The organism is Sulfitobacter sp. W002 (assembly GCF_025142135.1).
Classification (GTDB): domain Bacteria; phylum Pseudomonadota; class Alphaproteobacteria; order Rhodobacterales; family Rhodobacteraceae; genus Sulfitobacter; species Sulfitobacter profundi.
Map to the genome: position 1 here is coordinate 2,673,137 of NZ_CP081126.1, position 25,378 is coordinate 2,698,514.

25 protein-coding genes are annotated in these 25,378 nt (G+C 62.9%); 12 read left to right on the plus strand and 13 right to left on the minus strand.

Going from position 1 to position 25,378, the window contains the following annotated elements; all coding sequences use genetic code 11:
* The first annotated feature begins 65 nt into the window (after window positions 1-65).
* The 3 genes from modA to modC are packed head-to-tail and all read left to right on the plus strand — an operon-like array spanning window position 66 to window position 2,570.
* Window positions 66-803 (plus strand): molybdate ABC transporter substrate-binding protein, encoded by a 738-nt coding sequence (modA, locus tag K3758_RS13130; RefSeq protein ID WP_259945698.1) that lies wholly within the window; start codon window positions 66-68, stop codon window positions 801-803.
* Complete coding sequence (modB, locus tag K3758_RS13135; protein ID WP_259945700.1) at window positions 793-1,485, plus strand: molybdate ABC transporter permease subunit; 693 nt, start codon at window positions 793-795, stop codon at window positions 1,483-1,485. The genes modA and modB overlap by 11 nt, the downstream gene beginning before the upstream one ends.
* Window positions 1,485-2,570 carry a molybdenum ABC transporter ATP-binding protein gene (gene modC / locus K3758_RS13140; protein WP_409202607.1) on the plus strand — a complete coding sequence of 362 codons (1,086 nt, stop codon included), beginning with the start codon at window positions 1,485-1,487 and terminating at the stop codon, window positions 2,568-2,570. The genes modB and modC overlap by 1 nt, the downstream gene beginning before the upstream one ends.
* On the opposite strand, the gene K3758_RS13145 is transcribed toward modC, so the two are convergent.
* Together K3758_RS13145 and K3758_RS13150 are read right to left on the minus strand one after the other, a co-directional pair.
* On the minus strand, window positions 2,571-3,338 hold the full coding sequence (locus K3758_RS13145) for an EcsC family protein (RefSeq protein ID WP_132444375.1): 768 nt from the start codon (window positions 3,336-3,338) through the stop codon (window positions 2,571-2,573).
* Between the two features lie 51 nt (window positions 3,339-3,389).
* The gene (locus K3758_RS13150) at window positions 3,390-3,869 is read right to left on the minus strand and encodes a GNAT family N-acetyltransferase (protein WP_259950099.1); all 480 of its coding nucleotides are present in this window, start codon (window positions 3,867-3,869) and stop codon (window positions 3,390-3,392) included.
* A 105-nt stretch (window positions 3,870-3,974) separates the two neighbouring features.
* On the opposite strand from K3758_RS13150, the gene K3758_RS13155 reads away from it, so the two are divergent.
* Window positions 3,975-4,580 carry a flavin reductase family protein gene (locus K3758_RS13155; protein WP_259945703.1) on the plus strand — a complete coding sequence of 202 codons (606 nt, stop codon included), beginning with the start codon at window positions 3,975-3,977 and terminating at the stop codon, window positions 4,578-4,580.
* Between the two features lie 290 nt (window positions 4,581-4,870).
* Here the strand turns inward: K3758_RS13155 and K3758_RS13160 are convergent, their stop codons facing one another.
* A complete protein-coding gene (locus K3758_RS13160; protein WP_259945705.1) occupies window positions 4,871-6,502 on the minus strand; it encodes a SulP family inorganic anion transporter in 1,632 nt (543 codons plus the stop codon).
* Window positions 6,503-6,790: 288 nt separating this feature from the next.
* Between K3758_RS13160 and K3758_RS13165 the strand changes: the two genes are divergently transcribed.
* Complete coding sequence (locus K3758_RS13165) at window positions 6,791-7,663, plus strand: S-methyl-5'-thioadenosine phosphorylase (RefSeq protein ID WP_259945707.1); 873 nt, start codon at window positions 6,791-6,793, stop codon at window positions 7,661-7,663.
* Window positions 7,664-7,831: 168 nt separating this feature from the next.
* Window positions 7,832-8,362 carry an adenine phosphoribosyltransferase gene (locus tag K3758_RS13170; RefSeq protein ID WP_067939895.1) on the plus strand — a complete coding sequence of 177 codons (531 nt, stop codon included), beginning with the start codon at window positions 7,832-7,834 and terminating at the stop codon, window positions 8,360-8,362.
* On the opposite strand, the gene K3758_RS13175 is transcribed toward K3758_RS13170, so the two are convergent.
* From K3758_RS13175 to coxB, 10 genes are all read right to left on the minus strand, one after another.
* Window positions 8,359-9,774 carry an FAD-binding oxidoreductase gene (locus K3758_RS13175; protein ID WP_259945711.1) on the minus strand — a complete coding sequence of 472 codons (1,416 nt, stop codon included), beginning with the start codon at window positions 9,772-9,774 and terminating at the stop codon, window positions 8,359-8,361. The genes K3758_RS13170 and K3758_RS13175 overlap by 4 nt on opposite strands.
* 133 nt (window positions 9,775-9,907) lie before the next feature.
* Entirely contained in the window at window positions 9,908-10,492 is a 585-nt protein-coding gene (locus K3758_RS13180) for a GNAT family N-acetyltransferase (protein ID WP_259945712.1), read from the minus strand.
* Window positions 10,492-11,754 carry a pitrilysin family protein gene (locus tag K3758_RS13185; protein ID WP_120351626.1) on the minus strand — a complete coding sequence of 421 codons (1,263 nt, stop codon included), beginning with the start codon at window positions 11,752-11,754 and terminating at the stop codon, window positions 10,492-10,494. Before K3758_RS13185 ends, K3758_RS13180 begins: the two co-directional genes overlap by 1 nt.
* Window positions 11,751-13,139: a threonine synthase gene (thrC, locus tag K3758_RS13190; RefSeq protein ID WP_259945715.1), complete on the minus strand. Its 1,389-nt coding sequence runs from the start codon at window positions 13,137-13,139 to the stop codon at window positions 11,751-11,753. Before thrC ends, K3758_RS13185 begins: the two co-directional genes overlap by 4 nt.
* Window positions 13,140-13,143: 4 nt before the next feature.
* On the minus strand, window positions 13,144-13,830 hold the full coding sequence (locus K3758_RS13195) for an SURF1 family protein (RefSeq protein ID WP_132444370.1): 687 nt from the start codon (window positions 13,828-13,830) through the stop codon (window positions 13,144-13,146).
* Window positions 13,831-13,925: 95 nt separating this feature from the next.
* Window positions 13,926-14,732, minus strand: coding sequence for a cytochrome c oxidase subunit 3 (locus K3758_RS13200; RefSeq protein ID WP_259945718.1), 807 nt, complete (start codon window positions 14,730-14,732; stop codon window positions 13,926-13,928).
* A gap of 35 nt (window positions 14,733-14,767) precedes the next feature.
* Complete coding sequence (locus K3758_RS13205; RefSeq protein WP_067621902.1) at window positions 14,768-15,343, minus strand: cytochrome c oxidase assembly protein; 576 nt, start codon at window positions 15,341-15,343, stop codon at window positions 14,768-14,770.
* Window positions 15,343-15,510, minus strand: a complete 168-nt coding sequence (locus tag K3758_RS13210; protein ID WP_120351631.1) for a cytochrome C oxidase assembly protein — start codon at window positions 15,508-15,510, stop codon at window positions 15,343-15,345. The genes K3758_RS13205 and K3758_RS13210 overlap by 1 nt, the downstream gene beginning before the upstream one ends.
* Window positions 15,510-16,445, minus strand: a complete 936-nt coding sequence (cyoE, locus tag K3758_RS13215; RefSeq protein ID WP_259945721.1) for a heme o synthase — start codon at window positions 16,443-16,445, stop codon at window positions 15,510-15,512. Before cyoE ends, K3758_RS13210 begins: the two co-directional genes overlap by 1 nt.
* A 60-nt stretch (window positions 16,446-16,505) precedes the next feature.
* Window positions 16,506-17,423, minus strand: coding sequence for a cytochrome c oxidase subunit II (gene coxB, locus K3758_RS13220; RefSeq protein WP_067621911.1), 918 nt, complete (start codon window positions 17,421-17,423; stop codon window positions 16,506-16,508).
* Window positions 17,424-17,603: 180 nt separating this feature from the next.
* On the opposite strand from coxB, the gene tldD reads away from it, so the two are divergent.
* The 6 genes from tldD to K3758_RS13250 all read left to right on the plus strand — a co-directional run bounded on the left by tldD (window position 17,604) and on the right by K3758_RS13250 (window position 25,345).
* Window positions 17,604-19,025, plus strand: a complete 1,422-nt coding sequence (tldD, locus tag K3758_RS13225) for a metalloprotease TldD (RefSeq protein ID WP_259945723.1) — start codon at window positions 17,604-17,606, stop codon at window positions 19,023-19,025.
* Window positions 19,026-19,121: 96 nt separating this feature from the next.
* Window positions 19,122-20,282, plus strand: coding sequence for a DNA-processing protein DprA (dprA, locus tag K3758_RS13230; protein ID WP_259945725.1), 1,161 nt, complete (start codon window positions 19,122-19,124; stop codon window positions 20,280-20,282).
* A gap of 242 nt (window positions 20,283-20,524) precedes the next feature.
* The gene (topA, locus tag K3758_RS13235; RefSeq protein ID WP_259945727.1) at window positions 20,525-23,182 is read left to right on the plus strand and encodes a type I DNA topoisomerase; all 2,658 of its coding nucleotides are present in this window, start codon (window positions 20,525-20,527) and stop codon (window positions 23,180-23,182) included.
* Between the two features lie 152 nt (window positions 23,183-23,334).
* A complete protein-coding gene (locus tag K3758_RS13240; protein WP_067622006.1) occupies window positions 23,335-23,922 on the plus strand; it encodes a L,D-transpeptidase in 588 nt (195 codons plus the stop codon).
* Between the two features lie 95 nt (window positions 23,923-24,017).
* Window positions 24,018-24,722, plus strand: coding sequence for a CoA transferase subunit A (locus K3758_RS13245; protein ID WP_067935997.1), 705 nt, complete (start codon window positions 24,018-24,020; stop codon window positions 24,720-24,722).
* Entirely contained in the window at window positions 24,722-25,345 is a 624-nt protein-coding gene (locus K3758_RS13250) for a CoA transferase subunit B (protein ID WP_067621991.1), read from the plus strand. The genes K3758_RS13245 and K3758_RS13250 overlap by 1 nt, the downstream gene beginning before the upstream one ends.
* The last annotated feature ends 33 nt before the right edge of the window (window positions 25,346-25,378 follow it).

The window sequence follows — 25,378 nt, forward strand, 5'->3', positions numbered from 1 at the left end:
GCGCGGCAATCCTTGTCTGGCCATATGCACTTGCCCCCCTTCAATGCATCAAAGATACTACCAAAATGATAAGATTTTGCGCCCTTCTGACCCTGCTCTGCGGCCTTGCCCTCCCCCTTCGGGCCGAGGCACCGCTGACCGTCTTTGCCGCCGCCAGCCTACGCGGCGCGCTGGAGGAGATCGCAGAAGCGTTCCCCGCGCCATTGGTCTTGGCCTACGGCGGGTCGGGCACGATGGCCCGTCAGGTCGCTGCCGGAGCGCCTGCGGATGTCGTCCTGCTGGCGAACATCGATTGGATGGATTGGCTGGTGGATCAAGGGATTAGCACCGCCGAGCAGGCCCAGATCATCGCCCGCAACCACTTGGTGCTGATCGCCCCCCGTGGCACCGCCGCGCTGTCCCAGCCTGCCGACCTGCCCGCCCGGCTGGGCCGCATGGGGCGGCTCGCCATGGGCCAACGCGATGCGGTGCCCGCAGGCAGCTATGCCCGCGAATGGCTGACCCATGAGGGTCTATGGGAGAGCCTGCAAAGCCAATTGGCCGAGACCGACAATGTCCGCGCCGCACTGGCTTTGGTCGCGCGCGGTGATACGCCTTTTGGCGTGGTCTATGCCAGTGACGCCCATGCCGAGGAGGACGTGCAGATCGTCTATGAGGTGCCTGCCGATACCCATGCCCCCATCACCTATCCCGCCGCTGCCCTGACGCCGGAAGGCACCGCGCTGGTCGATTTCCTGATCACGCAAAAGGCGCAGACGATCCTTGAGGATCATGGTTTCCTCCGGGCCGATCATGGTTCTTGACGCTGCCGCTTGGGCCGCGCTGTTACTTTCGCTGCGGGTGGCGAGCGTGGCGATGCTCTGCTCTCTGCCGCTGGCGCTTTGGGTCGCGTGGATTCTTGCCCGCAAGGAGTTTCGCGGCAAGGGTTTTCTGAGTGCGCTGGTCCATCTGCCACTGGTGCTGCCGCCAGTGGTGACGGGCTATCTGCTGCTGCTCAGCTTTGGCCGCAACGCCCCTTTGGGCCGCCTGTTAGAGAGCCTCGGCATCGGCCTTGCCTTTCACTGGACGGGCGCGGCGTTGGCCGCGCTGATCATGGGCTTCCCGCTGATGGTCCGCGCCATGCGGTTGGCGATCGAAGCCGTCGACCCCCGGATCGAGGCCGCCGCCGCCACGCTTGGCGCGCCGCGCCTGAGCGTATTTTGCCGCGTCACCCTTCCGCTGATCTTTCCCGGCATCCTTGCCGGGGCGGTGATGGGCTTTGCCAAGGCGATGGGCGAATTCGGTGCGACGATCACCTTCGTTGCCAATATCCCCGGCCAGACCCAAACCCTACCGAGCGCGATTTGGACGGCATTGCAGGTACCGGGCGGCGAGAGCCGCGCGCTGACGATGGCGGCGCTGGCCGGGCTGGTGGCGCTGGCCGCCGTGCTGCTTTCCGAAGCTTTGGCCCGGCGGGTCGCCAGACGTATCGCGGGGGCGCGCTGATGCTGGAGGTCACGCTGCGCCATGGGTTCGATGGCTTCGATCTGGACCTGTCATTCACCACCGAAGGGGGCATCACCGCGCTTTTCGGCCGCTCGGGTGCGGGCAAGACGACGGTGATCAACGCGCTTGCGGGATTGCTGCGCCCTGATGTCGGCCGCGTGGTGCTGGAGGGTGAGGTGCTTTTGGATACGCAGCGCGGCATCTGGGTGCCGCCACATCGCCGCGGGCTGGGCTATGTCTTTCAGGATGCGCGGCTTTTTCCGCATCTTGACGTGCGCAAGAACCTGACCTTCGGCGCGCGCTATGCCCCGCGTGGCAGCCAAGGTGCGGGCTTTGAGGATGTCGTGGCGCTTCTGGGGCTTGAACCCTTGCTCGACCGTGCCCCGGCGACCCTGTCGGGCGGAGAAAAGCAGCGTGTTGCCCTTGGTCGCGCCCTGCTTTGCCATCCGCGCCTGCTGCTGATGGACGAACCATTGGCGAGCCTTGATGGCCCGCGCAAGCAAGAGATTCTGCCCTATCTCGAACGCCTGCGCGACGGGGGATTGGGCCTGCCGATCCTCTACGTCAGCCACGCGGTGGATGAGATTGCCCGGCTCGCCGATCGGCTGGTCTTGTTGCAAAACGGACGGCTGAAGGCGCAGGGCGCGCTGTTTGATGTCATGGCCGACCCCGCCGCCGTGCCCCTGCTGGGCGTGCGCGAAGCGGGTGCGGTGCTGGAGGCTGACGTCATCGCCCATGCAGAAGACGGGCTTTCGACCCTCGCCGTGCGGGCGGGGCAGCTGGAATTGCCGGGGGTGCAAGCGCCGGTTGGCACGCGGGTGCGGCTGCGGGTCTTGGCGCAGGATGTGATCTTGTCGCGCCAGCGGCCCGAGGGGCTGTCTTCCGTTAACATTCTGCCCGTGCGGGTGGATGCGGTGCACCCCGGTGACGGGCCGGGCGCTGCCATTGCGCTGGACGCGGGCGGTGACCGCCTGCTTGCCCGCGTCACGGCGCGGGCAGTGCGCGATCTTAACCTGCGCGAGGGGATGGGGTGCTACGCCATCATCAAGGCCACCACCGTAGCGCCGGGCAGTATCGGGCGCTGATCAGATCTTGGGCGGCGTCCGACCCATTTTCTGCCGCAGTCGGGCAACCAGATCCTCTTGCGGGATATCCGCCTCTATCGCCAGTCTGCGCAGGCCGAAATGCACATGGGCCATGTCTTGGTAATAGCTGGTATAGGCATAGTTCGTCGCCGCCCCGGCCACTGCGCCCAGCACCGGCACCGCCTGCGCGGCGAGCTTTTGCCCCATCACCAATGCCAGCCGCGGGGCGACACGGGCGATCACCGCGTTCATCGCACGGCCCGTCAGCGCCATGCGGACCGTCAGAAACCCCAGATCGGCGCTATCGTCATCGGCCAACGGCCCTGCGGCGGTGAAGACATGGACGCAGTCGAACTGCACATTCTCAGCCGCCGGATCAAACCCATGTTCTGCCGCCACGCCTTGGATGACACGCAAAAGCAGCGTTGTGGTCACGGGCAGTTCGGCCAATGCAGTGGGCAGCCCCCCGGCCCCGCCTGCCGCGCCCATGGCGGTTGAGACCGCTTGGTTCAGCCAGCCCTGCTGGTCCTTCACATAGCTGCGGCTGGAATGGGCGGCCTGCATGGCATGGCCAAGCGCCTTCATCGTCGCCCCTTCGAGATTGCGGCGCACAGCACCCGGCAATCGGTCGATCAACCCATCGGCGCTGCCGCCGATGAGGTTCAGCACATGAATTCCAACCCCGCCCGCCTGTTTATAGCGGCGGGCGATTTCATCCAGCCGGGCGTCGACATCGATGGTGCTGGGCAGGTTGCTTTCGATCTGCATGGGCGTCCCTCTTTAAGCTTAGGCTCAATGTGGGTCGGGTCTGGGGTAAAATCAATCGTGCCAGCGGCGAACCTTGCCGGTGACCCCGGCCCAAGCCCCTTCGGCCAAGGCGCGGCCCAAGATGCGCGCGGGGTTCGTGGGCGGAGGCATCTCTATGTCTTGCAGCAGGGTAAAGCCGAAGCGGTTGTAATAGGGCGCGTCGCCCACCAGCATCACACGTTCCCACCCCAGCGGGGCCGCTTGCTCTAGTGAGGTTTCGATCAGCCCCGCGCCCAGCCCTTCGCCTTGCCTTGTGGGGTGCACCGCCACCGGGCCAAGCAACAGTGCCTTCGCCGCGCCGATGCGCACGGGCCAATAGCGGATCGCGCCCGCCAGAATGCCCGCACTGTCGCGGGCCACATGGCTTAGCCCCGCCACAGGCGGCACGCCGTCGCGCAGCCGGTATGACGACAGCGCCTCGCGCCCCGGCGCAAAACAGGTGTCATAGAGCGCTTCGACTTCCCAATGGTCGGCGGGCACCTCCGGGGTCATCTTGTAGGGCGTCTGATGCAAGGCCGGAGGCTTTCAGGAGCAATTGCGGGTGGCGCTGGACGTAGCATGAGGCTAGCCATGGGTGCAAACCATCAAGGAGTGTTCATGTTCTATCGTCCCGAAGACGGCCATGGTCTGCCGCATAATCCGTTCAACGCCATCGTCAGCCCCCGCCCCATCGGCTGGATCTCCAGCCGTGACGGTCAGGGCCGCGACAACCTCGCGCCCTATTCTTTCTTTAACGCTGTGGCCTATGTGCCGCCGCAGGTGATGTTCGCCTCGACCAGCGCCAAGGAAGATGTCGACGGCACCAAGGATTCCGTGGCCAACATCCGCGAGACCGGGGTGTTTTGCGTAAACGTGGTGGAATATGCGGCGCGCGACGTGATGAACGTGACCTCGGCCACCCTGCCTCATGGCGAGGACGAATTCGCCCGCGCCGGGATCGACAAAGCCCAATGCGAACAGATCGCCTGCGCGCGGGTTGCAAATGCGCCAGCCAGCTTAGAGTGCAAGCTGACGCAGATCGTGCAACTGCCGGGCGAGGCGAACTTTGCGGTTTTCGGTGAGGTCGTGGGCGTGCATATGCGCGATGATTGTGTGGTGGACGGGCGGTTTGACGTGACGCAGTTTCAACCGCTGTCGCGTCTGGGGTATCGCGATTACACGGTGGTGCGGGATGTGTTTGAGTTAAAGCGGCCGGATGATTGAAGGCTGAGGGCTGCAGTTGCAATGCGAGGGTCATCGCCTGCCCGCGGGTCGGCGATGAGACAATGCCAGTTGCCACTTTATGGTTCAGCCATAATGTGCCTTCTCAGTGTCGCGCCTAGCCTCGCCGGATCGCCTACCCGGTCGCACCGGAGGTGCGCTCAGAATGATACGGCACGCCTTTGGCGTGACGGGCGGGCAGGCGATGGCCCGGCGCCTGCGGCTGGTCCCGGGCCGGTGGTAACCTCGAACAAAAAACAAAACCCGGCACCTCTCGGCGCCGGGTTTCCCATTCAGTGCCCGCCCAGAACCCCGGTGCGCACATCGTAATCGACCGCCAATTCATAATCGGGGTCGTCATCGCTATCGACCATCAGATGCCCCGCCTTGGTCAGCAACCGGTGACAATCGCGGCTCAGGTGGCGCAGCTGCAAACGCTTGCCCGCGGCCTCGTATTTCGCGGCCATCGCCTCAATCGCCTGTAGCGCGGATTGATCTACCACCCGGCTGTCGGCGAAATCGACGATCACCACCTCGGGGTCGTTCTCCACGTCGAAAAGCTCGGCAAAGCCATCGGAGGAGCCGAAGAACAGCGGGCCGTGGATCTCATAGACCTTGGCGCCCTCTTCGGTCACCGACCCCCGCGTGGTCGCATGGATACGGCGCGCGTTGTTCCACGCATAGGCTAGCGCCGAGACGATCACACCCACGACCACCGCCACGGCGAGGTCCTCCATCACGGTCACCACCGTCACCAGAATGATGACGAAAGCATCGATCAGCGGCACTTTCCGCAGGATGGTGAGCGAGTTCCAAGCGAAGGTGCCGATCACCACCATGAACATCACGCCAACGAGGGCAGCAAGCGGGATAAGTTCAATCACCGAGGACCCGACGAGAATGAAAAGCAGCAAGAACACTGCTGCCGCGATCCCGGCGACACGGGTGCGGCCACCGGATTTCACGTTGATCATCGACTGACCGATCATCGCGCAGCCGCCCATGCCACCGAAGAAACCGGTGACCGTGTTGGCCACACCTTGGGCGATACACTCTTGGCTGGCGCCGCCGCGCTTACCGGTAAGATCACCCACAAGGTTCAGTGTCAGCAAGCTTTCGATCAGGCCAATGGCGGCGAGGATCACGGCATAGGGCAAGATGATCTCAAAGGTTTCCCAAGTGAGCGGCACCATGGGGATATGCAGGCTCGGCAGGCCGCCTTGGATCGAAGCCAGATCACCCACCCGCGGCACGTCGAGGCCGAAACCGATCACCAGAGCGGCAATCACCCCGATGCCCGCAAGCGGCGCGGGGATCACCTTGGTGATGCGCGGGGTGATCCAGATGATCGCCATGGTTGCCGCCACCAGCGCCAGCATCAGGTAGAGCGGCTGGCCCGAAAGCCACTCGCCACCGCCCATGCCGTGGCCGGTATCGACCATGGTGCCGGGCACTTTGAACTGGCTCATCTGGGCAAGGAAAATCACGATGGCGAGCCCGTTGACAAAGCCCAGCATCACCGGATGCGGCACCAGCCGGATGAACTTGCCCCACTGCATGACCCCTGCGAAGATCTGCAAAAGCCCCATCAGCACCACGGTGGCAAAGAGGTATTCAACCCCATGCTGCGCCACCAAGGCCACCATGACCACCGCCAGTGCGCCTGTGGCGCCCGAGATCATACCCGGCCGACCACCGATCAGCGCGGTGATGAGACCAACGAGGAAGGCGGCATAAAGCCCGACCAGAGGGTGTACCCCGGCGACAAAAGCAAAAGCCACCGCTTCGGGCACCAAGGCCAGCGCCACGGTCAGCCCCGACAGCAATTCGATGCGCAGCCGCCCGATGGAGAAACCGTCATCCGGCATCCAACGCAGATCGGTCACATCAAGGTTCTTGGCAAAATTGTGCAGCGTGGCGCGCATGGGGGCGTCCTTTGACTTTCGGAAGACGGATATAGCGCCCTGACCGCGGATGCGGGGCGCTTTTGGCTGCATCTAGAGGAATTTCGCCGCAAAGAAAAGCGTATTGCCTCCCCTCGGGCAGAGTTTGCTGCAATGCAGAAACACTTTGGCGGACCGAGTAAGCGGCGCAGGACCGCCCCCCCCTGACGCAGACGTGTCGCGTCTCGTGGCAAAAACACTTGATCCCCGTGGCATTCTATGAGGTTCTTTGGGCCTTACCGGCAACCATCCAAGGCACAGGCTCCCTCCATGACAGATACGAAAATCGCCGTGATCGGCGGCTCCGGCATTTACGACATCGACGGGCTTCAGGATGCCGATTGGGTCACGGTTGAGACTCCTTGGGGCGCGCCGTCGGATCAGGTGCTGACCGGAACGCTGAACGGGGTCGCCATGGTCTTTCTGCCGCGCCATGGCCGGGGGCATGTGCATACGCCGACCTCTGTCCCCTACCGCGCGAATATCGACGCGCTTAAGCGATTGGGCTGTACGGATGTGATCAGCGTTTCCGCCTGCGGGTCGTTCCGCGAGGAGATGGCACCGGGGGATTTCGTGGTCGTCGATCAGTTCATCGACCGCACCATGGCCCGCGAGAAAAGCTTTTTCGGTCCCGGCTGCGTGGCGCATGTCTCTGTCGCCCATCCCACCTGCCCGCGGTTAAGCGACGCCTGCGAGACCGCCGCGCGGGACGCGGGCATCAACGTGCACCGTGGCGGCACCTATCTGGCAATGGAGGGGCCGCAATTCTCGACGCTGGCGGAATCGAAAATGTACCGCGAAAGCTGGGGCGCGGATGTGATCGGGATGACCAATATGCCCGAGGCGAAGCTCGCCCGCGAGGCGGAGCTTTGCTATGCGAGCGTGGCGATGATCACCGATTACGACAGTTGGCACCCAGACCACGGCGAGGTGGATGTCACGCAGATCATCGCCACGCTGATGGGCAATGCCAACAAGGGCCGCGCCATGGTCTCGCGGCTGCCCGCGCTTTTGGGTGCCGAGCGCGCGCCCTGCCCGCATGGCTGTGACCGGGCGCTGGAGTTTGCGATCCTGACCCAGCCGGATGCGCGCGATCCTGAGTTGCTGGCCAAGCTGGATGCGGTGGCGGGGCGGATGCTTTGACCGCGGGCGGCGGCCCTGCTTGGCTGAGTGCGGACGGTATTTAAGAAAGGATGAAGGGAGGGGGTTTGGCGCCCCTTTCTGGATGTTGTGCGGCGGGCGCAGATGGGGGGTTCGCCCGGGCGGCGCGTTGCGCTAAGACGGGTCCGGTCAAACACGCGGAAGGGCGGCATGAAACAGGTTCAGGATTATATTCGCACGATCGTAGATTTCCCCCATGAGGGAATCATGTTTCGTGACGTGACAACGCTTTTTGCCGATCCGCGCGGGTTTCGCATGGCGATCGACCAGATGCTGCATCCCTATGCGGGGATCAACATCGACAAGGTGGTCGGGTTAGAAGCGCGCGGTTTCATCCTTGGCGGGGCGATTGCGCATCAATTGAGCGTGGGCTTTGTGCCGATCCGCAAGAAGGGCAAGCTGCCCGGCACGGTGATCAGTCAAGAATATAAGCTTGAATATGGCGAGGCCATTGTTGAGTTGCATGATGATGCGATCAAGCCGGGCGAAAAGGTTTTGGTTGTGGACGATCTGCTGGCCACGGGTGGCACGGCGGAGGCCGGGATCAAACTGATCGAGCGTTTGGGCGGCGAGATCGTTTCCTGCGCCTTTATCATCGACCTGCCGGAACTGGGCGGGCGCAAGCGTTTGGAAGCGCTTGGCAAAGAGGTCCATGCGCTTTGCGCTTTTGACGGGCTTTAAGCCCTTAGGACGGCGCCGGGGTTCATGATGCCCTTGGGATCAAGGGCCGCTTTGATGGCGCGCATGGCGGTAAGTTTGGCGGGGTCGCCGTAACGTTCGAGGTCGTCGACCTTGATGCGGCCCACGCCATGTTCCGCGCTGAACGAACCGCCGAGGTCGTGGACGAGGTCATGGACCAGACGTTTCACCGCGTCGCGTTGGCCTTCGTAATCGGCGCGGTTTTTGCCCTTTGCGGGGAAGACGTTGTAGTGCAGGTTGCCGTCCCCGACATGGCCGAAACAGTTGATGCGGAAGTTGCCGAGGGCCGAGAGCGCGTCGGTGGCGCGGGTGATGAATTCGGGGATCGCGCCGAGGGGCACTGAGATGTCGTGGCTTGAGACCGAGCCGATCAGGCGATTGGCCTCGGGGATGGTTTCGCGGATGGTCCAGAAGTCTTGGGCCTGCTGGGCGTTTTGGGCGATGAGACCGTCGGAGACGAGGCCCGCGTCAAGCGCTGCGGCGAAGAGTGTCTCTAGGGCGGCGTGGGTATCGATCTCTCCGGGGGTGCCGATGTCGATCAAGACGCACCAATGCGGGGTTTCGGCGAAGGGTTGGCGGATGTTGGGCAGTGTTTCATTAAGGAAATCGAAACCTCTGCGGTGCATCAGTTCAAAAGCGCTAATCATTTCGCCTAAGTGATCCCGCGCGAGGGAGAGAAGCGTCAGCGCCGCGGCTGGGCTTTCGACGACCATCAGCGCGGTGCCACTGCGGGCCGGGCGCGCATAAAGTTTGAGGGCGGCGGCGGTGATCACGCCGAGCGTGCCTTCGGCGCCGATCAGCAGGTTGCGCAGGTCGTAGCCGGTGTTGTTTTTGCGTAGGCGGGTGAGGCCGTGCCAGATTTCGCCGTCAGGCAGGACGGCTTCGAGGCCGAGGCAAAGGTCGCGGGCATTGCCGTAGCGCAGCACGCCGGTGCCGCCTGCGTTGGTTGAGAGCGTGCCGCCGATGCGCGCCGTCCCTTCGGCAGCGAGGGACAGGGGGAAGAGGCGGTTTGCCTCTTCGGCGGCGGCTTGGACATCGGCGAGGATGACGCCCGCTTCGGCGACCAGTACGTTCTCTTCGGGCAGCACGGCACGGATGCGGTTCATGCGCTCAAGGGAAAGGATCAGCGGAGCCGGGCCATTGCTGCTGATCTGCCCCCCGACAAGGCCGGTACCGCCGCCGTAGGGCACCACCGCCACGCGGGCGGCATGGGCGGCGCGGATCAGGGTGGCGACCTCTTCGGTGCTGCGTGGCAGGGCCAGCACACCGCCCTGCCCGGCGTAGCGGCCTCGGGGTTCTTCGAGGTAGCGCTGTTCGGGCTTGCGCAGCACGTCGTCGGGCAGTTGTGCGCGCAAGGTATCGGTGAAGGCGGTGTCGGCGGGGTTCAGTGTCATGATCCTTTGATCCTGCGCGGGGCTCGGCGATGCAAGGGCAAAGCGTATGAACAGTCGGTGTGGATGCTTGGTGGGGATGGTGGCGTGCCTCCCCTGCGAACTCTGCGGGACGTATCAGGCTGAGGCCGACGGCCTAGCCGACATCGGTGCGGCCGCGCCGATCTTTACGGAGGGAGGCATAGAGCACATGGGTCCGCCAGCGGCCATCGATTTGCAGATAGCTTTGCGCGACGCCCTCATATTTGAAGCCGGCCTTCTCTAGCAACCCCCGGGAGGCTTGGTTTTCCGGCAGGCAGGCGGCTTCGATGCGGGACAGATCAAGCCGGGTGAAGGCCTGATGCACCGTCGCCTCTATCGCCTCGCGCATGTAGCCTTGGCGGGCGAAGGGTTCGCCCGTCCAATAGCCGAGCGTGCCGGATTGCGCGGGGCCGCGGCGGATGTTGTCGAGCGTGATGGCGCCCACGAGGTTTTGATCGCTGCGGCGGATCAGGAAGAGCGGCATGGCGTTGCCCGAAGACACCGAGCGCTGCGCCCAATAGACACGGTTGGTAAAGGCTTTGCGGGTCAAGTGATCCTCGGCCCATGTCGGCTCCCACGGGCGCAGGTAGTCGTTGCTGGCGCGGCGCAGGGCGGACCAGGCGCGGAAATCGGCGTGGACCGGCGGACGCAGGGTCAGCCGTTCCGTTTCGATCCGCAGTTTGCGTCGCCCCAGCAGCATCAGGCGGCGCGTCTGCTGTGAAGCTCGTCGAGCGTTGGTGCGCTGTCGACCGGGCCGTAGAGGGCCAATGCCGCCGGAGCTTGGGTCGCCATGCGCTCGGCGAAATCGCGCACATCGCCGGTGGTGACGGCGTCAATCTGGGCCACGGTCTCTTCGAGGGGCGGAACGCGGTCCCAGATCTGGATCAGGCGGGCCAGTCGCTCGGCGCGGTTCGAGGGGCTTTCCAGCCCCATCAGCAACCCGGCTTTCATTTGTGCGCGGGCGCGGGCGACTTCGGCGGGCGACATGTCAGAGGCGGCGCGCTTCATCTCGTCGATGGTGATGTTTGCCAGTTCGGGCAGTTGCTCGGCGCTGGTGCCCGCGTAGATCGTGGTCATGCCGGTATCGGCATAGGCGCCTGCTTGGGCAAAGATCGTGTAGCAGAGGCCACGGTTTTCGCGGATCTCTTGGAACAGGCGCGAAGACATGCCGCCCCCCAAGGCAGAGGCGTAGATTTGGGCGATGTAGATGTCGTCGGAGCGGTACCCGGGGCTTTCAAAGCCAAGGGCGAAATGGGCCTGTTCAAGCTGTTTGACCTGTCGGAACTCGCCGCCGCCGAAACGGGCGCTGTCGATCTGGTAGAGCTTTTTCGAGGGCATGTCGCCAAAGAGGCTTTCGGCCAGTTTTACGATCTTGTCGTGGTCCACGGCACCGGCAGCCGAGAGGATCATCTGCTCGGGGCCGTAGTGGTCCGCGATGAAGCGTTGCAGATCGTCGCGTGAGAAGGCCGAGACACGTTCGGACGGGCCGAGGATGGTGCGCCCGATGGGTTGATCGGGATAGGCCTGCTCTTGGAGCCAGTCGAAGATCACGTCGTCGGGCGTGTCGAGCGCTTGGCCGATCTCTTGCAAGATCACGCCGCGTTCGACTTCGACTTCGGAGGGGTCCAGCACCGGGTTGCGCAGGATGTCGGCGATCACGTCGAGGCCGAGCGCCACGTCGTTTTCCAACACCCGCGCATAATAGGCGGTGACTTCGCGCGAGGTATAGGCGTTGATATAGCCGCCCACGTCTTCGATCGCTTCGGCGATTTGCAACGAAGAACGGGTGGCGGTGCCCTTGAAGGCCATGTGTTCAAGGAAATGCGCGATGCCGTTTTGCTGGGGCGTTTCGTGCCGTGCGCCTGCGTTCACCCAGACGCCGATGGCGGAGGAGGCGAGCCCCTCCATATGTTCGGTGACGATCCGGAAGCCGTTGGGCAATGTGGTCTGTTGGAGGCTCACGCGGGGAGGTTTCCTTTGATATGCGCTTTCAGCGCGTCGAGGTCATTGGGCAGCCGGGTGAAACGCTCTTCGCGGTCGAAAAGGTCCGACATGCGCGGCGGCAGGGGCGGGCGAATGCCGGTGGCGGCTTCCACCGCGTCGGGGAATTTGGCCGGATGCGCGGTGGCCAGCGTGACCATCGGGGTGGCCGGATCGCGCAGCTCATCCGCGACTTTCACGCCGACGGCGGAATGTGGGCAGAGCAGCTCACCCGTGGTGCGGCGACGGTCGGTGATGGTGGCGGTGGTTTCTTCTTCCGAGGCGCGGCCCGAGCGGTAGGTGTCTTGCAGCGCCTGCATGGCGCCTTGGGAAACGTCGAAACCGCCCTGCCCCAATTCGTCCATCAGTTGCGCCACGGCCCCGGCATCGCGGTCATATGCGTCGAAGAGGGCGCGCTCGAAATTGGACGAGACTTGGATGTCCATCGAGGGGCTGATTGAGGGGGTTACGCCGCCTTTGTGGTAGCCTTGGCCTGAGAGACAGCGGTGCAGGATGTCGTTTTGGTTGGTGGCCACCACCAGATCGGCAATGGGCAGGCCCATGCGTTTGGCAATGTAGCCTGCAAAGATGTCACCGAAGTTGCCGGTGGGCACGGTGAAGCTGATCTCGCGGCCCGGCGCGCCGAGGCTGGTAGCGGCGGTGAAGTAGTAAACCACCTGCGCCAGCACCCGGCCCCAGTTGATCGAGTTCACCCCTGCCAGCCGGACGGAATCACGGAAGTCGAAATCGTTGAACATGTCTTTCAGGCGCGCTTGGCAGTCGTCGAAGTCGCCGTCGATGGCGAGGGCGTGGACGTTGGACTCCGATGGCGTTGTCATCTGACGGCGCTGCACGTCTGACACCCGACCATGCGGGTAGAGGATGAAAACATCGACGTTATCGAGCCCTTTGAAGGCTTCGATCGCGGCCGAGCCTGTGTCGCCGGAGGTCGCGCCGACGATGGTCACCCGCTCGCCCTTGCGACCCAGAGCGGCCTGAAACATCTGCCCGATCAACTGCATGGCGAAGTCTTTGAACGCCAGTGTCGGGCCGTGGAAGAGTTCTAGCAGGAAGTGGTTCGGAGCCAGTTGCACCATGGGTGCGCGGGCGGCGTGGCCGAAACCCTCGTAGGCGCGGGCGATGATGGCGCGGAATTCGTCGTCGGTAAACGTGTCGCCGATGAAGGGGCGCATAACCGTAAAGGCGACCTCTTCGTAGCTTTGGCCCTGCATGGCGTTGATTTGCTCAGGCGTAAGCGTCGGGATGGTTTCGGGCACATAGAGCCCGCCGTCACGGGCAAGGCCGGTCAGCATCGCCTCTTCGAAGGACAGGACAGGGGCGGTGCCACGGGTAGAGATATAGCGCATAGGGTCAGTCGACTTTCGGCGTTGCAGGGGCGCGGCGGCGGCGCAGGAAAAGAACGGTCATCGCCAGCCAGATGGCGGCGAGGGAAAACCAGGTGATCGCATATTGCAAGTGATCGTTGGGGATACGGGCGGTATCCACGGGCAGCGGCGTGATCTTGGGGTCCGGCCCGCTGCCGTCGCGGACCACGACGAGGAGCGGCTCGGTGTTGAGCGTGTCAGCCATGACCTCCACATCCCGGGCGAACCAGATGTTGCTTTCGGTGTCGGCTTCGGGCGTGAAACTGTCGACCTCTTGGGGCCATTGCAAGTTGCCGGTCAGGGTGGCGCTGCCCGCGGGGGCGATGGCGTCTTTGTTCGCTGTGGCGGTAAAGCCGAGGTCGACGAGGATGCGGCGGCTATCCTCCAAGGTCATGGGCGCGATGACACGGTAGCCTGCGCCTTTCTGCTTCTGGCTGACCAGCACATGCAGCGCCTCGGCCCCGATCTCTCCGCTGACCGTGACGGGCAGATAGGCGTCGGCTTGTGGGTCAGGATCGCGGGGCAAGGCCACCGGAGCGGCGGTGATCCGGGCGTTGATATCGGCGATGATCGCCTCTTTCCATGCCAGCCGCTGCACCTGCCAGACCCCGAGTGCGACGAGGATGGCTGCCCCGCCAAGGCCGACGATGATGAAGAACAGGCTGCGCCGCATTCGAATCTCTCTGGCTGAAACGACAAACGCGCGAAGAGGGCTTCGCGCGTTTGGGTTTTACGGGTGTGGGGCGCGGATGCAACCCCGCCTTATGTTTAGGGCTGGCCCCACATGTAGACGGCAAAGAAGAGGAACAGCCAGACCACGTCAACGAAGTGCCAGTACCACGCCGCCGCCTCGAAGCCGACGTGGCGTTCGGGGGTGAAGTGGCCGCGCATGGCGCGCAGCAGGCAGACGAAGAGGAAGATCGTGCCGATCACAACGTGGAAGCCGTGGAAACCGGTCGCCATGAAGAAGCTGGAGAAATACATATCGCCGCCGAAGGTCCAATCGTCATGGACCAGCAGTTCGTAGTATTCGTAAGCCTGCAACGCGGTGAAGAGCACGCCGAGGATCACGGCGATGGTCAGGCCCGAGATCAGGTCCTTGCGGTTGTTCTCATGCGCCAGCGCGTGGTGGGCCCATGTCACGGCACAGCCTGACAGCAGCAGCACCAGCGTGTTGATCAGCGGCAGGTGAAAGGCGTCAACCGCGTGGATTTCGGGCTGGACGTACTCTGAGCCGACATACTCATACATCGGGTAAAGGGCCTGTTTGAAGAAGGACCAGAACCACGCGACGAAGAACATGACTTCGGACATGATGAACAGGATGAAGCCATAGCGCAGGCCGATCCGCACCACACCGGTGTGATCGCCCACTTCACTTTCAGAGACCACTTCGGCCCACCATGCGAACATGACGTAAAGTGTGGCGACCAGCCCGCCCAAGAAGACGAAGGGCGTCATTCCGTGCATCCACAGGACGGCGCCCGCCAGCATGGCAAATCCGCCTACCGACCCCAAAAGCGGCCAGGTCGAGGGGGGGAGAATATGGTAGTCGTGGTTTTTTGCATGGGCCATGGTTGCGGGTCCCTCACCTTTGTTTAATCAGGTCGTTAATTCGTTGTTGTGGCGCTGTCCTGATCGAGGGCGGCATAGCCCTCGGGCAGGTCAATTTCGTAGAATGTATAGGACAGAGTGATGGTATGTACAAACTTCCCATCGCGGTCTTCGACCATTTCCGGATCGACGAAGAAGCTTACCGGCATCTGCACGCGCTCGCCCGGTGCCAGCACCTGTTCGGTAAAGCAAAAGCAGTCGATCTTTTCGAAAAACGGCCCGGCGGTATAGGGGGTTACGTTGTAGCTGGCCTGCCCCGCGACGGCGTGGTCGGTGGGGTTATAGGCTTCATAGAAGGCCAGTCCGGTCTCGCCGATCCGCACTTCCATTTCACGCACCACGGGTTTGAACTCCCACGGCATGCCATCGTTGAGCGAGCCGTCAAAGCGGACCTTGACGGTCTGGTCCAGCACATCCGCGCTGCCTGCCGATACCTGCCCCGGCGTCCCGCCGAAGCCTGTCACGCGACAGAACCAATCGTAGAAAGGGACAGATGCCCAAGCCAAACCGCCCATCAGCACCACGACACTCACGGTTTGCATCACTGTTTTCTGAGGACCGGAAAGCGCCATTACTGGGTCACCTCACGTTGGTTGGCCGGCAATTCAAAATCCGTTTGCGTGATCTTGACGTAGGTCAGCGCCATGATCAGCACCACGAAGGCACCCAGCATCAGGCCCACGCCGATATTGCGGCCCCGGCGGCGTTCGTGAAGCTCGTGTTCTGGTCGGATGCCCATTACCAGCCCCCCAATCCAAAGGTGCGCAGGGCCGCTTCGCCCAGAATCGCCCCGAAGTGCAAAAAGAGATAGGCCAGCGACAGGCGGAAGAACTTGCGCTCTTCGGCATAATCGTCACCCTCGGCCATGACCTCGTCCCGCTTCCAGATGCGGTAAGCACCTAGCAGGAAAGCGGCGTTCAAGACCAGCGCCACAGCGAAGTAGAAAATGCCACCGATGGCGGTAAAGGCTGTGCCAACGGCCAATGCGGCCAGCAGAACCGTGTAGACAAGGATATGCATCCGCGTCGCCGGGCGGCCGTGGGTCACGGTCAGCATCGGCACTTTGGCATCGTCATAATCAGAGCGCATGAAGAGCGCCAGCGCCCAGAAATGCGGCGGGGTCCACATGAAAATCAGTGCGAACATCAACCATGCCTCGACCGAGAAGCTGCCCGTGGCCGCGACCCAGCCGATCACCGGCGGGAAAGCCCCCGCGGCACCGCCGATGACGATGTTCTGCGGCGTCAGACGCTTGAGCCACATGGTATAGAAAACGGCGTAGAAAAGGATAGTGAAAAGCAGCATCCCGCCCGCCAGCAGGTTAGTCGCCAGCGCCAGCATCATCACCGACAGGCCCGAGAGCGCCACGCCAAGCGTCAGCGCCTCACCGGGTTGGACCCGGCCCGAGGGGATCGGGCGCCCGCGCGTGCGGCGCATCACCGCGTCGATATCGGCGTCCCACCACATATTCAGCGCGCCCGAGGCACCGCCGCCGATGGCGATGAACAAGATCGCGCAAAAGCCGATGACGGGATTGACCGAAACCGGCGCGGCCAACAGCCCCACGAAGGCCGTGAAGACGACCAGCGACATGACGCGCGGCTTCAGCAGGGCGAAGTAATCCCCCAACTGCGCGTCGTATTCACTTGTTGGCGTATTGGTGATGTCAGTCATCCCGAACCTTCCAAGGGTAAACACGGGGCACGGGCCTGTGCCCTGCCCCGTGGAACTGGCTTACTTAGAGGCGACGGTCAGCGGCTGTTCGATGCCAGCATATTCCGCCTTGGCGTTGCCAAGCCATTCCGCATATGCCTCTTCCGAGACGACTTTGACGGTGATCGGCATATAGGCGTGGGCCTGACCGCAAAGCTCGGAACACTGACCGAAGTAGACGCCTTCCTGTTCGGCGGTGAACCATAGTTCCGCCAAACGGCCCGGCACGCCGTCCTGTTTCACGCCGAAAGCGGGAATGGTCCAAGAATGGATCACGTCGCTTGCGGTAACCTGCACCACGATGGTCTTGCCCACGGGGATCACCACCGATGTGTCGGTGGCCAGCAAGAAGTCTTCGCGGGCATAGCCTTCGTCTTCGAGCTTGGCGACCATCGCGTCGTTCAACACGAAGGGGGTCACATCTTCGTCGCCGTCACCCAGCGTGGCTGGGGCACCGATCATATAGCTGTCAAAGGCAATCTCTTCGTCGACATACTCATAGGTCCAGTACCACTGGTTGCCGATGGCCTTGATGGTGATGTCCGCTTCGGGGATTTCCTGCTGGCGGAACAGGATCGGCAGCGAATAGGCACCGATCAGCACAAGGACCAGAATCGGCAGGATCGTCCAAGCGATCTCAATCGGGGTGTGGTGCGTGAAGGACGAGGGGTTCGGGTTCCGCTTTTTGTTGTAGCGGATCATGACCCAGATGATCAGACCGGTCACGAAAATGGTGATCAGCGTGATGATCACGAGAATCAGGTAATCCAGATCGTGGATATCCTGCGCCAACCGCGTCACAGCGGGTTGAAAGCCTGTCTCGCCGTCAACAGGTCTGCCGATGACATCAAGCCCGTCAATGCGCAGGCTGTCCTGTGCCAATGCAGGCAGGGCGGCAAGGCTGGTCAAAAGACCGGAAAGGGGGAGTAGATGTTTCATATGTCGTCCTGATCTTGTGACCATTAAGAAGCCGATAAGGCACCCCAAACCGCTGCTGCGATCCGGTGCCGTTGTAATCCTGGATGCTTACAATCATATTCTGCCTACAAGATAAAGTCACATGCTTGCGTCATAGAGCCGCGCGAGACAGTTTTGTGACAGCAAGCAAGGATACCCCCAATGAGCCGCGCGCATTTCACCCCCTTCGAGGCCGATCTGGACCGAGAAACCGCTCTGAACGTGCTGCGCGAGGCCGTGGCCGGTGCCGATGACGGGGAATTGTTCCTCGAACGCCGCCGCTCAGAGGCGCTGGTGTTCGACGACGGACGCCTCAAAACCGCCAGCTACGATGCCGCCGAGGGCTTTGGCCTGCGCGCCGTGCGCGGTGAGGTTGCAGGCTACGCCCATTCCACCGAACTGAGCGAGGCGTCCCTGCGCCGCGCGGCGGAGACGGCGCGGCTTGCGGTGGGCGATGGCGGCGGCACTTGGGCCGATGCTCCGCAGGCCAGCAACAAGCGGCTTTATACTGACGAAGACCCGATCGCAGGCCATGCCTTTCCGGTCAAGGTCGATACCCTGCGCGAGATCGACGCCTATGCCCGCAGCCTCGATTCCCGCGTGGTGCAGGTGAGTGCGACGATCGCGGCCAGCATTCAGGAGGTCGAGATCCTCCGCCCTGAGGGGCATTCGGTGCGCGACGTGCGCCCAATGACGCGTGTCAATGTCTCGGTCATTGTCGAGCAGGATGGCCGCCGCGAGAGCGGCGGTGTCGGCGGCGGCGGGCGGATCGGGCTGGACGGGATGCTGGACCCCGAAGACTGGCAGGCCAAGGTCCGCGAAGCCCTGCGCATCGCCTGTGTGAACCTTGAAGCCGTCCCTGCCCCGGCGGGCGTGATGGACGTGGTGCTTGGCCCCGGCTGGCCCGGCATCCTGCTGCACGAAGCCATCGGCCATGGGCTTGAGGGCGATTTCAACCGCAAGGGCTCCAGCGCCTTTACCGGGCTGATGGGCCAACAGATTGCGGCAAAGGGCGTGACCGTGCTGGACGATGGCACGATCCCCGACCGGCGCGGCTCAATCTCGGTCGATGATGAAGGCACCCCCTCGGCGCGCAATGTGCTGATCGAGGATGGCGTGCTGGTGGGCTATATGCAGGACCGTCAGAACGGGCGGCTGATGGGCGGCGCCTCAACCGGGAACGGACGGCGGCAATCCTATGCACATATCCCGATGCCGCGGATGACCAACACCTATATGCTGGGTGGAGACGCAGCGCCGGGTGATATCGTGGCCGACCTCAAAGACGGGATCTATGCCGTCGGTTTCGGCGGCGGTCAGGTCGATATCACCAACGGTAAGTTCGTATTTTCCTGCACCGAGGCCTACCGCGTGCAAAACGGCAAGATCGGCGCGCCGGTCAAAGGAGCCACGCTGATCGGCGACGGGGCCACGGCGCTGCAGCAGATCCGCGCCATCGGCAATGACCCGACGCTGGACCCCGGAATGGGCAACTGCGGCAAGCAAGGCCAATGGGTGCCGGTGGGCGTGGGCCAGCCGACCCTGATGATCGGCGGGCTGACCGTGGGCGGGGCCGCGACCTGACGACACGTCTGAGTTGAATCGAATGAGTGGGAGAAAATTCATAGGTTGTTAAGCACTAAATCCTATACCTGATTCTGCAACGGACGGAGCTTCGGGATGACTGACAAGGACCTACATCCTTCTTCCACTCACCCCCCACTCCCACCCACCCAGGAAGATGAACAGTTTGCCCGGCTTCGTCTGTTGCGCTCACGCAGGGTGGGCATTTCCACCTACCGGCGTCTGCTGGATGAACATGGCTCTGCGATCAATGCGCTGAACGCCTTGCCCGAAGTGGCGCAGGCCGCAGGCATTTCGGACTATCGCATTTGCCCCGAGGGGGTCGTTCAGGCCGACCTCAATGCCGCCCGCACCGCCGGGGCGCGGCTGCTGATTCAGGGACAAACACCCTACCCTGACCTGTTGAATGATCTCGACGATGCCCCGCCTTTTTTGTGGGTGATCGGTGACCCATCCCTCCTCTCCCGGCCTATGATTTCATTGGTCGGGGCGCGGAATGCCTCCTCGCTTGGGCTTCGCATGGCACGCACCCTCGCGGCGGAGCTTGGGGAGGCTGGGTTTGTCGTCGTCTCCGGCCTTGCGCGGGGCATCGACGCCGCAGCCCATTCCGCCGCGCTTGCCCAGGGCACCATCGCCGTGCAGGCGGGCGGGGTCGACATTATATACCCCAGCGAGAATGCAGAACTGGCGGAACAGATCGCGGCGCAGGGGCTGCGCCTGTCAGAGCAACCCATGGGGCTGCAACCGATGGCGCGGCATTTCCCACGCCGCAACCGCATCATCTCGGGCCTGAGCCGGGCAACCGTGGTGGTTGAGGCAGCGGCCCGCTCGGGCAGTTTGATCACCGCACGCGATGCATTGGATCAGGGGCGCGACGTGCTGGCGGTGCCCGGCCACCCGATGGACGCGCGCGCGGCGGGCTGCAACATGCTGATCCGCGACGGCGCAGTGCTGGTCCGCTCCGCCGCTGACGTGTTGGAGGTTTTGCCGGAGTTGGCCACGCCGAGGCCCGAAACGCCCCGACGCAAGCCCGCGCCGCCCCCACTTCGGGCAAAAACGCCTCCGCCAAACCGCGGCCCCGTCGCAAAGCTCCACGCGCAGATCCTCGCCCGCCTCGGCCCCGCCCCAGTTGCAGAGGATCAATTGATCCGCGATCTGCAAGTGCCCAGCAGTGACGTGGCCCCTGCCCTGCTTGATCTTGAGATGGAGGGGGAAATTCAGCGTCAGCCCGGCGGGTTGCTAAGCCGTTCCGCCTGACGGCGTCGCACATTTCGGCCCGCTCAAACCATAGCTGCGCCGTGGGGCCTCCGCGAGCAACGCCCCCGTCCAAGGCGCCGCCGAAAGCCGCGCGTCAATGGCGGCAATACGGCCCATCCGCCCTGCCAAACCGCTGCGCGCCAAACCCCTCATCCGCAGCAGCCGCATTGACAAACACCCCCGCCATCCCACATGAGACAGCGCAAAGCCGCCCTCATTTTTGATCTAAGGTGCCTGTATTTATGCCCGTCGTCGTTGTCGAATCCCCAGCCAAGGCCAAAACGATCAACAAATATCTGGGCGACGATTACACCGTTCTCGCCTCTTACGGCCACGTCCGGGACTTGCCGCCAAAGGACGGATCGGTCGACACCGACGCCGATTTCGACATGAAATGGGAAGTCGCCTCCGACAGCAAAAAACATGTCAAAGCCATCGCCGACGCGCTGGCCAAAGACAACGCACTGATCCTCGCGACTGACCCCGACCGCGAAGGCGAGGCGATCAGCTGGCACCTGCAAGAGGCGCTGACCAAGCGCAAGTCGATCAAGAAAGACACGCCCGTTAGCCGCGTCGTGTTTAACCAGATCACCAAAAAGGCCGTGACCGAGGCGATGCAGAACCCGCGTCAGGTCGACATGCCGCTGGTCGAGGCCTATCTCGCCCGCCGCGCGCTGGACTATCTGGTGGGGTTCAACCTCTCCCCCGTGCTGTGGCGCAAGCTGCCGGGCGCAAAATCCGCAGGCCGGGTACAATCGGTCACCCTGCGCCTGATCGTCGAGCGCGAGATGGAGATAGAAGCCTTCCGCGCCCGTGAATACTGGTCGGTGAAGGCCCTGCTTGCCACGCCGCGCGGCCAAGAATTCGAAACGCGCCTTGTTTCTCTTGCAGGTAAAAAGCTGGATCGCTTCGATCTGGCCGACGCCACGCAGGCCGAGATGGCCGTGCAGGCGATCACCAGCCGCGCGCTGAAAGTGATGAACGTCGAGGCGAAACCGGCCAGCCGCAACCCCTCGGCACCCTTCATGACCTCGACCCTGCAGCAGGAAGCCAGCCGCAAATTCTCCATGGGCGCGCGCCAGACCATGTCGACCGCGCAGCGCCTTTATGAGGCCGGGCACATCACCTACATGCGGACCGACGGCATCGACATGGCACCCGAAGCGGTGAGCATGGCGCGCGACGCGATTGCTGACCGCTTTGGCGCGGATTACGTGCCGAAAGAGCCGCGCATCTATAAAAACAAAGCGAAAAACGCTCAGGAAGCGCACGAATGTATCCGCCCCACGGATATGACCAAAGACGCCAAGACACTGAAGCTCGATGCCGATCAGGCCAAGCTTTACGATTTGATCTGGAAACGTACGCTGGCCTGCCAGATGGAAAGCGCCCGGCTGGAGCGCACCACGGTTGAGGTCGGCAGCGATGACGGTCAGGTTGGCCTGCGCGCCAATGGTCAGGTCGTGCTGTTCGACGGGTTCTTGCGGGTCTATGAAGAAGGCCGTGATGATGTGGTCGATGAGGACGACAAGCGTCTGCCGCAGATCAGCCAAGGCGACGCGATGGACAAACGCGCCGTCACCCCAGAGCAGCATTTCACCCAGCCGCCGCCGCGCTATACCGAAGCCACCCTGGTCAAACGCATGGAAGAACTCGGCATCGGCCGCCCCTCGACCTATGCCAGCATTGTCACCACGATTCAGGACCGTGAATATGTCCGCAAGGACGGCAACCGTCTGATCCCCGAGGATAAGGGACGGCTCGTAACCGCCTTCCTCGAAAACTACTTCCGCCGCTACATCGGCTATGATTTCACCGCCGATCTCGAAGACCAGCTTGATAAGGTCAGCGCGGGCGATGCCGCCTATAAAGAAGTGCTGCGCCGCTTCTGGCGGGATTTCTCGGCGGCGATTGCAGAAACATCCGAATTGCGCATCACCGAGGTCTTGGAAAAGATCAACGAAGTGCTCGAGCCACATCTTTTCCCGCCGACCGAAGACGGTGGCGACCCCCGGCTTTGCCCCAATTGCGAGATTGGCCGCCTGTCGATGCGCACGGCCCGTTCGGGGGGCGCCTTTATCGGCTGCTCGAACTACCCCGAATGCCGTTACACCCGCCCCTTCGGCCCGCCCGATCCAGAGGCCGAAGCCTCGGCCATTCCGCCTGATGGCAAGCTTTTGGGTGAGGATCAGGGCGACGAAATCCGCGTTTTCAAGGGCCGTTTCGGGCCTTACGTCCAGCGCGGGCCGGTGACCGAAGAAAACAAAAAACCGCCGCGCCAGTCGATCCCCAAGGACTGGGTGCCCGAGGATTTGACGCTGGAACAGGGCGTGATGCTGCTCTCCCTCCCGCGGGAGATCGGCCCCCACCCCGAGGACGGCGTGATGGTCTGGGCCAATATCGGCCGCTACGGGCCTTACATCAAACACGCCGAAAGCACCTCGGACCGGGGCGGCACCAATGCCAACCTTGAGGGCATCGATGAGGTTTGGACCGTCGGCATGAACCGCGCGGTGCAGCTTTTGGCCGAGAAGGTTGCCAGCCGTGGTGGCCGTGGCAAGGCCGCAAAACCGATCCGCGAGATGGGCGAGCACCCGGATATGGGCGGCGCGGTCAATGTCATGGAAGGCAAATACGGGCCTTACGTGAAGTGGGAAAAGGTCAACGCGACGATCCCGAAAGAGATCGAACCGGCAGACCTGACCATGGAACGCGCGGTCGAGTTGATCGAAGAGAAGCTCGCCAAGTCCCCCGCCAAACGCAAGGCGGCGACCAAGAAGGCACCGGCGAAGAAAGCCGCGGCAAAGAAGACGGCAGCCAAGAAAGCGCCCGCCAAAAAGGCTCCGGCCAAGAAACCCGCCGCGAAGAAACCGGCGGCGAAAAAGGCCGACAGCGCGTAATCACGCCGCCAGACCACAGCGGCCGCGCCGGGGATCGGCGCGGTTCCGCCTGTGGGCGGCGTTTACATCCAACATCATGAATATGTGATTTGCCATCTCCTTTCGATTTTCAGATCAGGGTGGGCGGCAAGACCAATATGAAAGGCAGATTGATGTCAGGCATTAAATTCACCCGACGTGGCGTGATCGCCGCGAGCGGTGCGGCGCTGATGACCCCGCAAATCCTGCGCGCGCAGGAATTCGGCCAAGCGGCCCGCGAGTTTTCCAACGAAGCCCCTGTTTCGCGCAATGCGTCGAGCTTTGCCACGCAGCGTTGGCAGGACCACTTTGACAGTCTTGGCAAAGGCGCGATCGTGGCCGACACCATCAGCCGCGCCCTGCATTATTGGAGCGCCGACGGCCAGACCTACAAGGTCTACCCGACCTCCGTGCCCGCCACCGAAGAGCTGACCAAACGCGGCTACACCGAGATCGTGCGCAAGAAAGAGGGCCCCGATTGGACCCCCACCGCGTCGATGATGGAACGCTTCCCGCACTACAAATACATGCCGCCCGGCCCCGATAACCCGCTTGGCACCCATGCGATGTATCTCAGCTGGCCCGCCTATATCATCCACGGCACCCATGACACGCGCAAGATCGGGCGACGGTCCTCGGACGGTTGTATTGGTCTCTATAACGAAAAGATCGAAGAGCTTTTCGGCATGTGCCCCGTCGGCACGCAAGTGCGTATCATCTGACCCTTCTGGGCGGCCTCGCTGCGTAGCACCACGTAATTGACACTGCGACGACGCAGGGTCACATATGGCGCAACGAAACCAGAGGGAGGTCGCCCGTGAACAAAATCTATGGATCCGCCGCCGAAGCGCTGGAAGGCGTTCTGTCGGATGGCATGCTCATCGCCGCGGGGGGCTTTGGCCTTTGTGGCATTCCGGAATTGCTGTTGCAGGCGATCAAGGAAAACGGGGCCAAAGACCTCACCTTTGCGTCGAACAACGCGGGCGTCGATGATTTCGGCATCGGCATTCTGCTGCAATCGCGGCAGGTGAAAAAGATGATCTCCTCCTACGTGGGCGAGAACGCCGAGTTCATGCGCCAGTACCTCTCCGGTGAGTTGGAGTTGGAGTTCAACCCCCAAGGCACCTTGGCCGAGCGCATGCGCGCCGGTGGCGCGGGCATCCCGGGTTTCTATACCAAAACCGGTGTCGGCACCCAGATCGCCGAGGGCAAAGAGGTCAAGCAATTCCGGGGCGAGGATTACATCCTCGAAGAGGGCATCTTTGCCGATCTGTCGATCGTGAAGGCTTGGAAAGCCGACGACACTGGCAACCTGATGTTCCGCAAGACCGCGCGCAACTTTAACCCGCCTGCCGCCATGTGCGGTAAGGTCTGCATCGTCGAGGTCGAAGAGATCGTCCCGCGTGGCAGCCTCGACCCCGATAAAATCCACCTGCCGGGCATCTACGTGCATCGCATCATCCAAGGCGATCACGAAAAGCGCATCGAAAAGGTCACGACACGCAAGCGGGAGGAAGCATAATGCCTTGGGATAGAGATCAAATGGCGGCGCGGGCCGCAGAGGAACTCGAAGACGGCATGTATGTGAACCTCGGCATCGGGATTCCGACGCTGGTGGCGAACTACGTCGGCGACAAGGACATCACCCTGCAGTCTGAGAACGGCATGTTGGGCATGGGCCCCTTCCCCTTTGAGGGCGAAGAAGACCCCGACCTTATCAACGCTGGTAAACAGACCATCACTGAGCTCAGCCGCACGGCCTATTTCGACAGCGCCATGTCCTTTGGCATGATCCGCGGCGGCAAGATCGCGGCGGCGATCCTCGGTGCCATGGAAGTGGCCGAGAACGGCGATCTGGCGAACTGGATGATCCCCGGCAAGCTGGTCAAAGGCATGGGCGGCGCGATGGACCTCGTGGCCGGCGTCAAACGGGTCATCGTGGTGATGGATCACCAGAACAAAGCGGGTGAGTCGAAGGTGCTGAAAGAATGCACCCTGCCGCTGACCGGCAAGGGCGTGGTCGACCGGATCATCACCAACCTTGGCGTGCTCGACGTGGTCGAAGGCGGTCTGAAGATCGTCGAATGCGCCGATGGCGTGACCGAAGACGAGCTGCGCGCCGCGACCCAAGCGACCATCGTTTAACAACCGCCCCGGCGGCACCCCTCGGCGGCATCC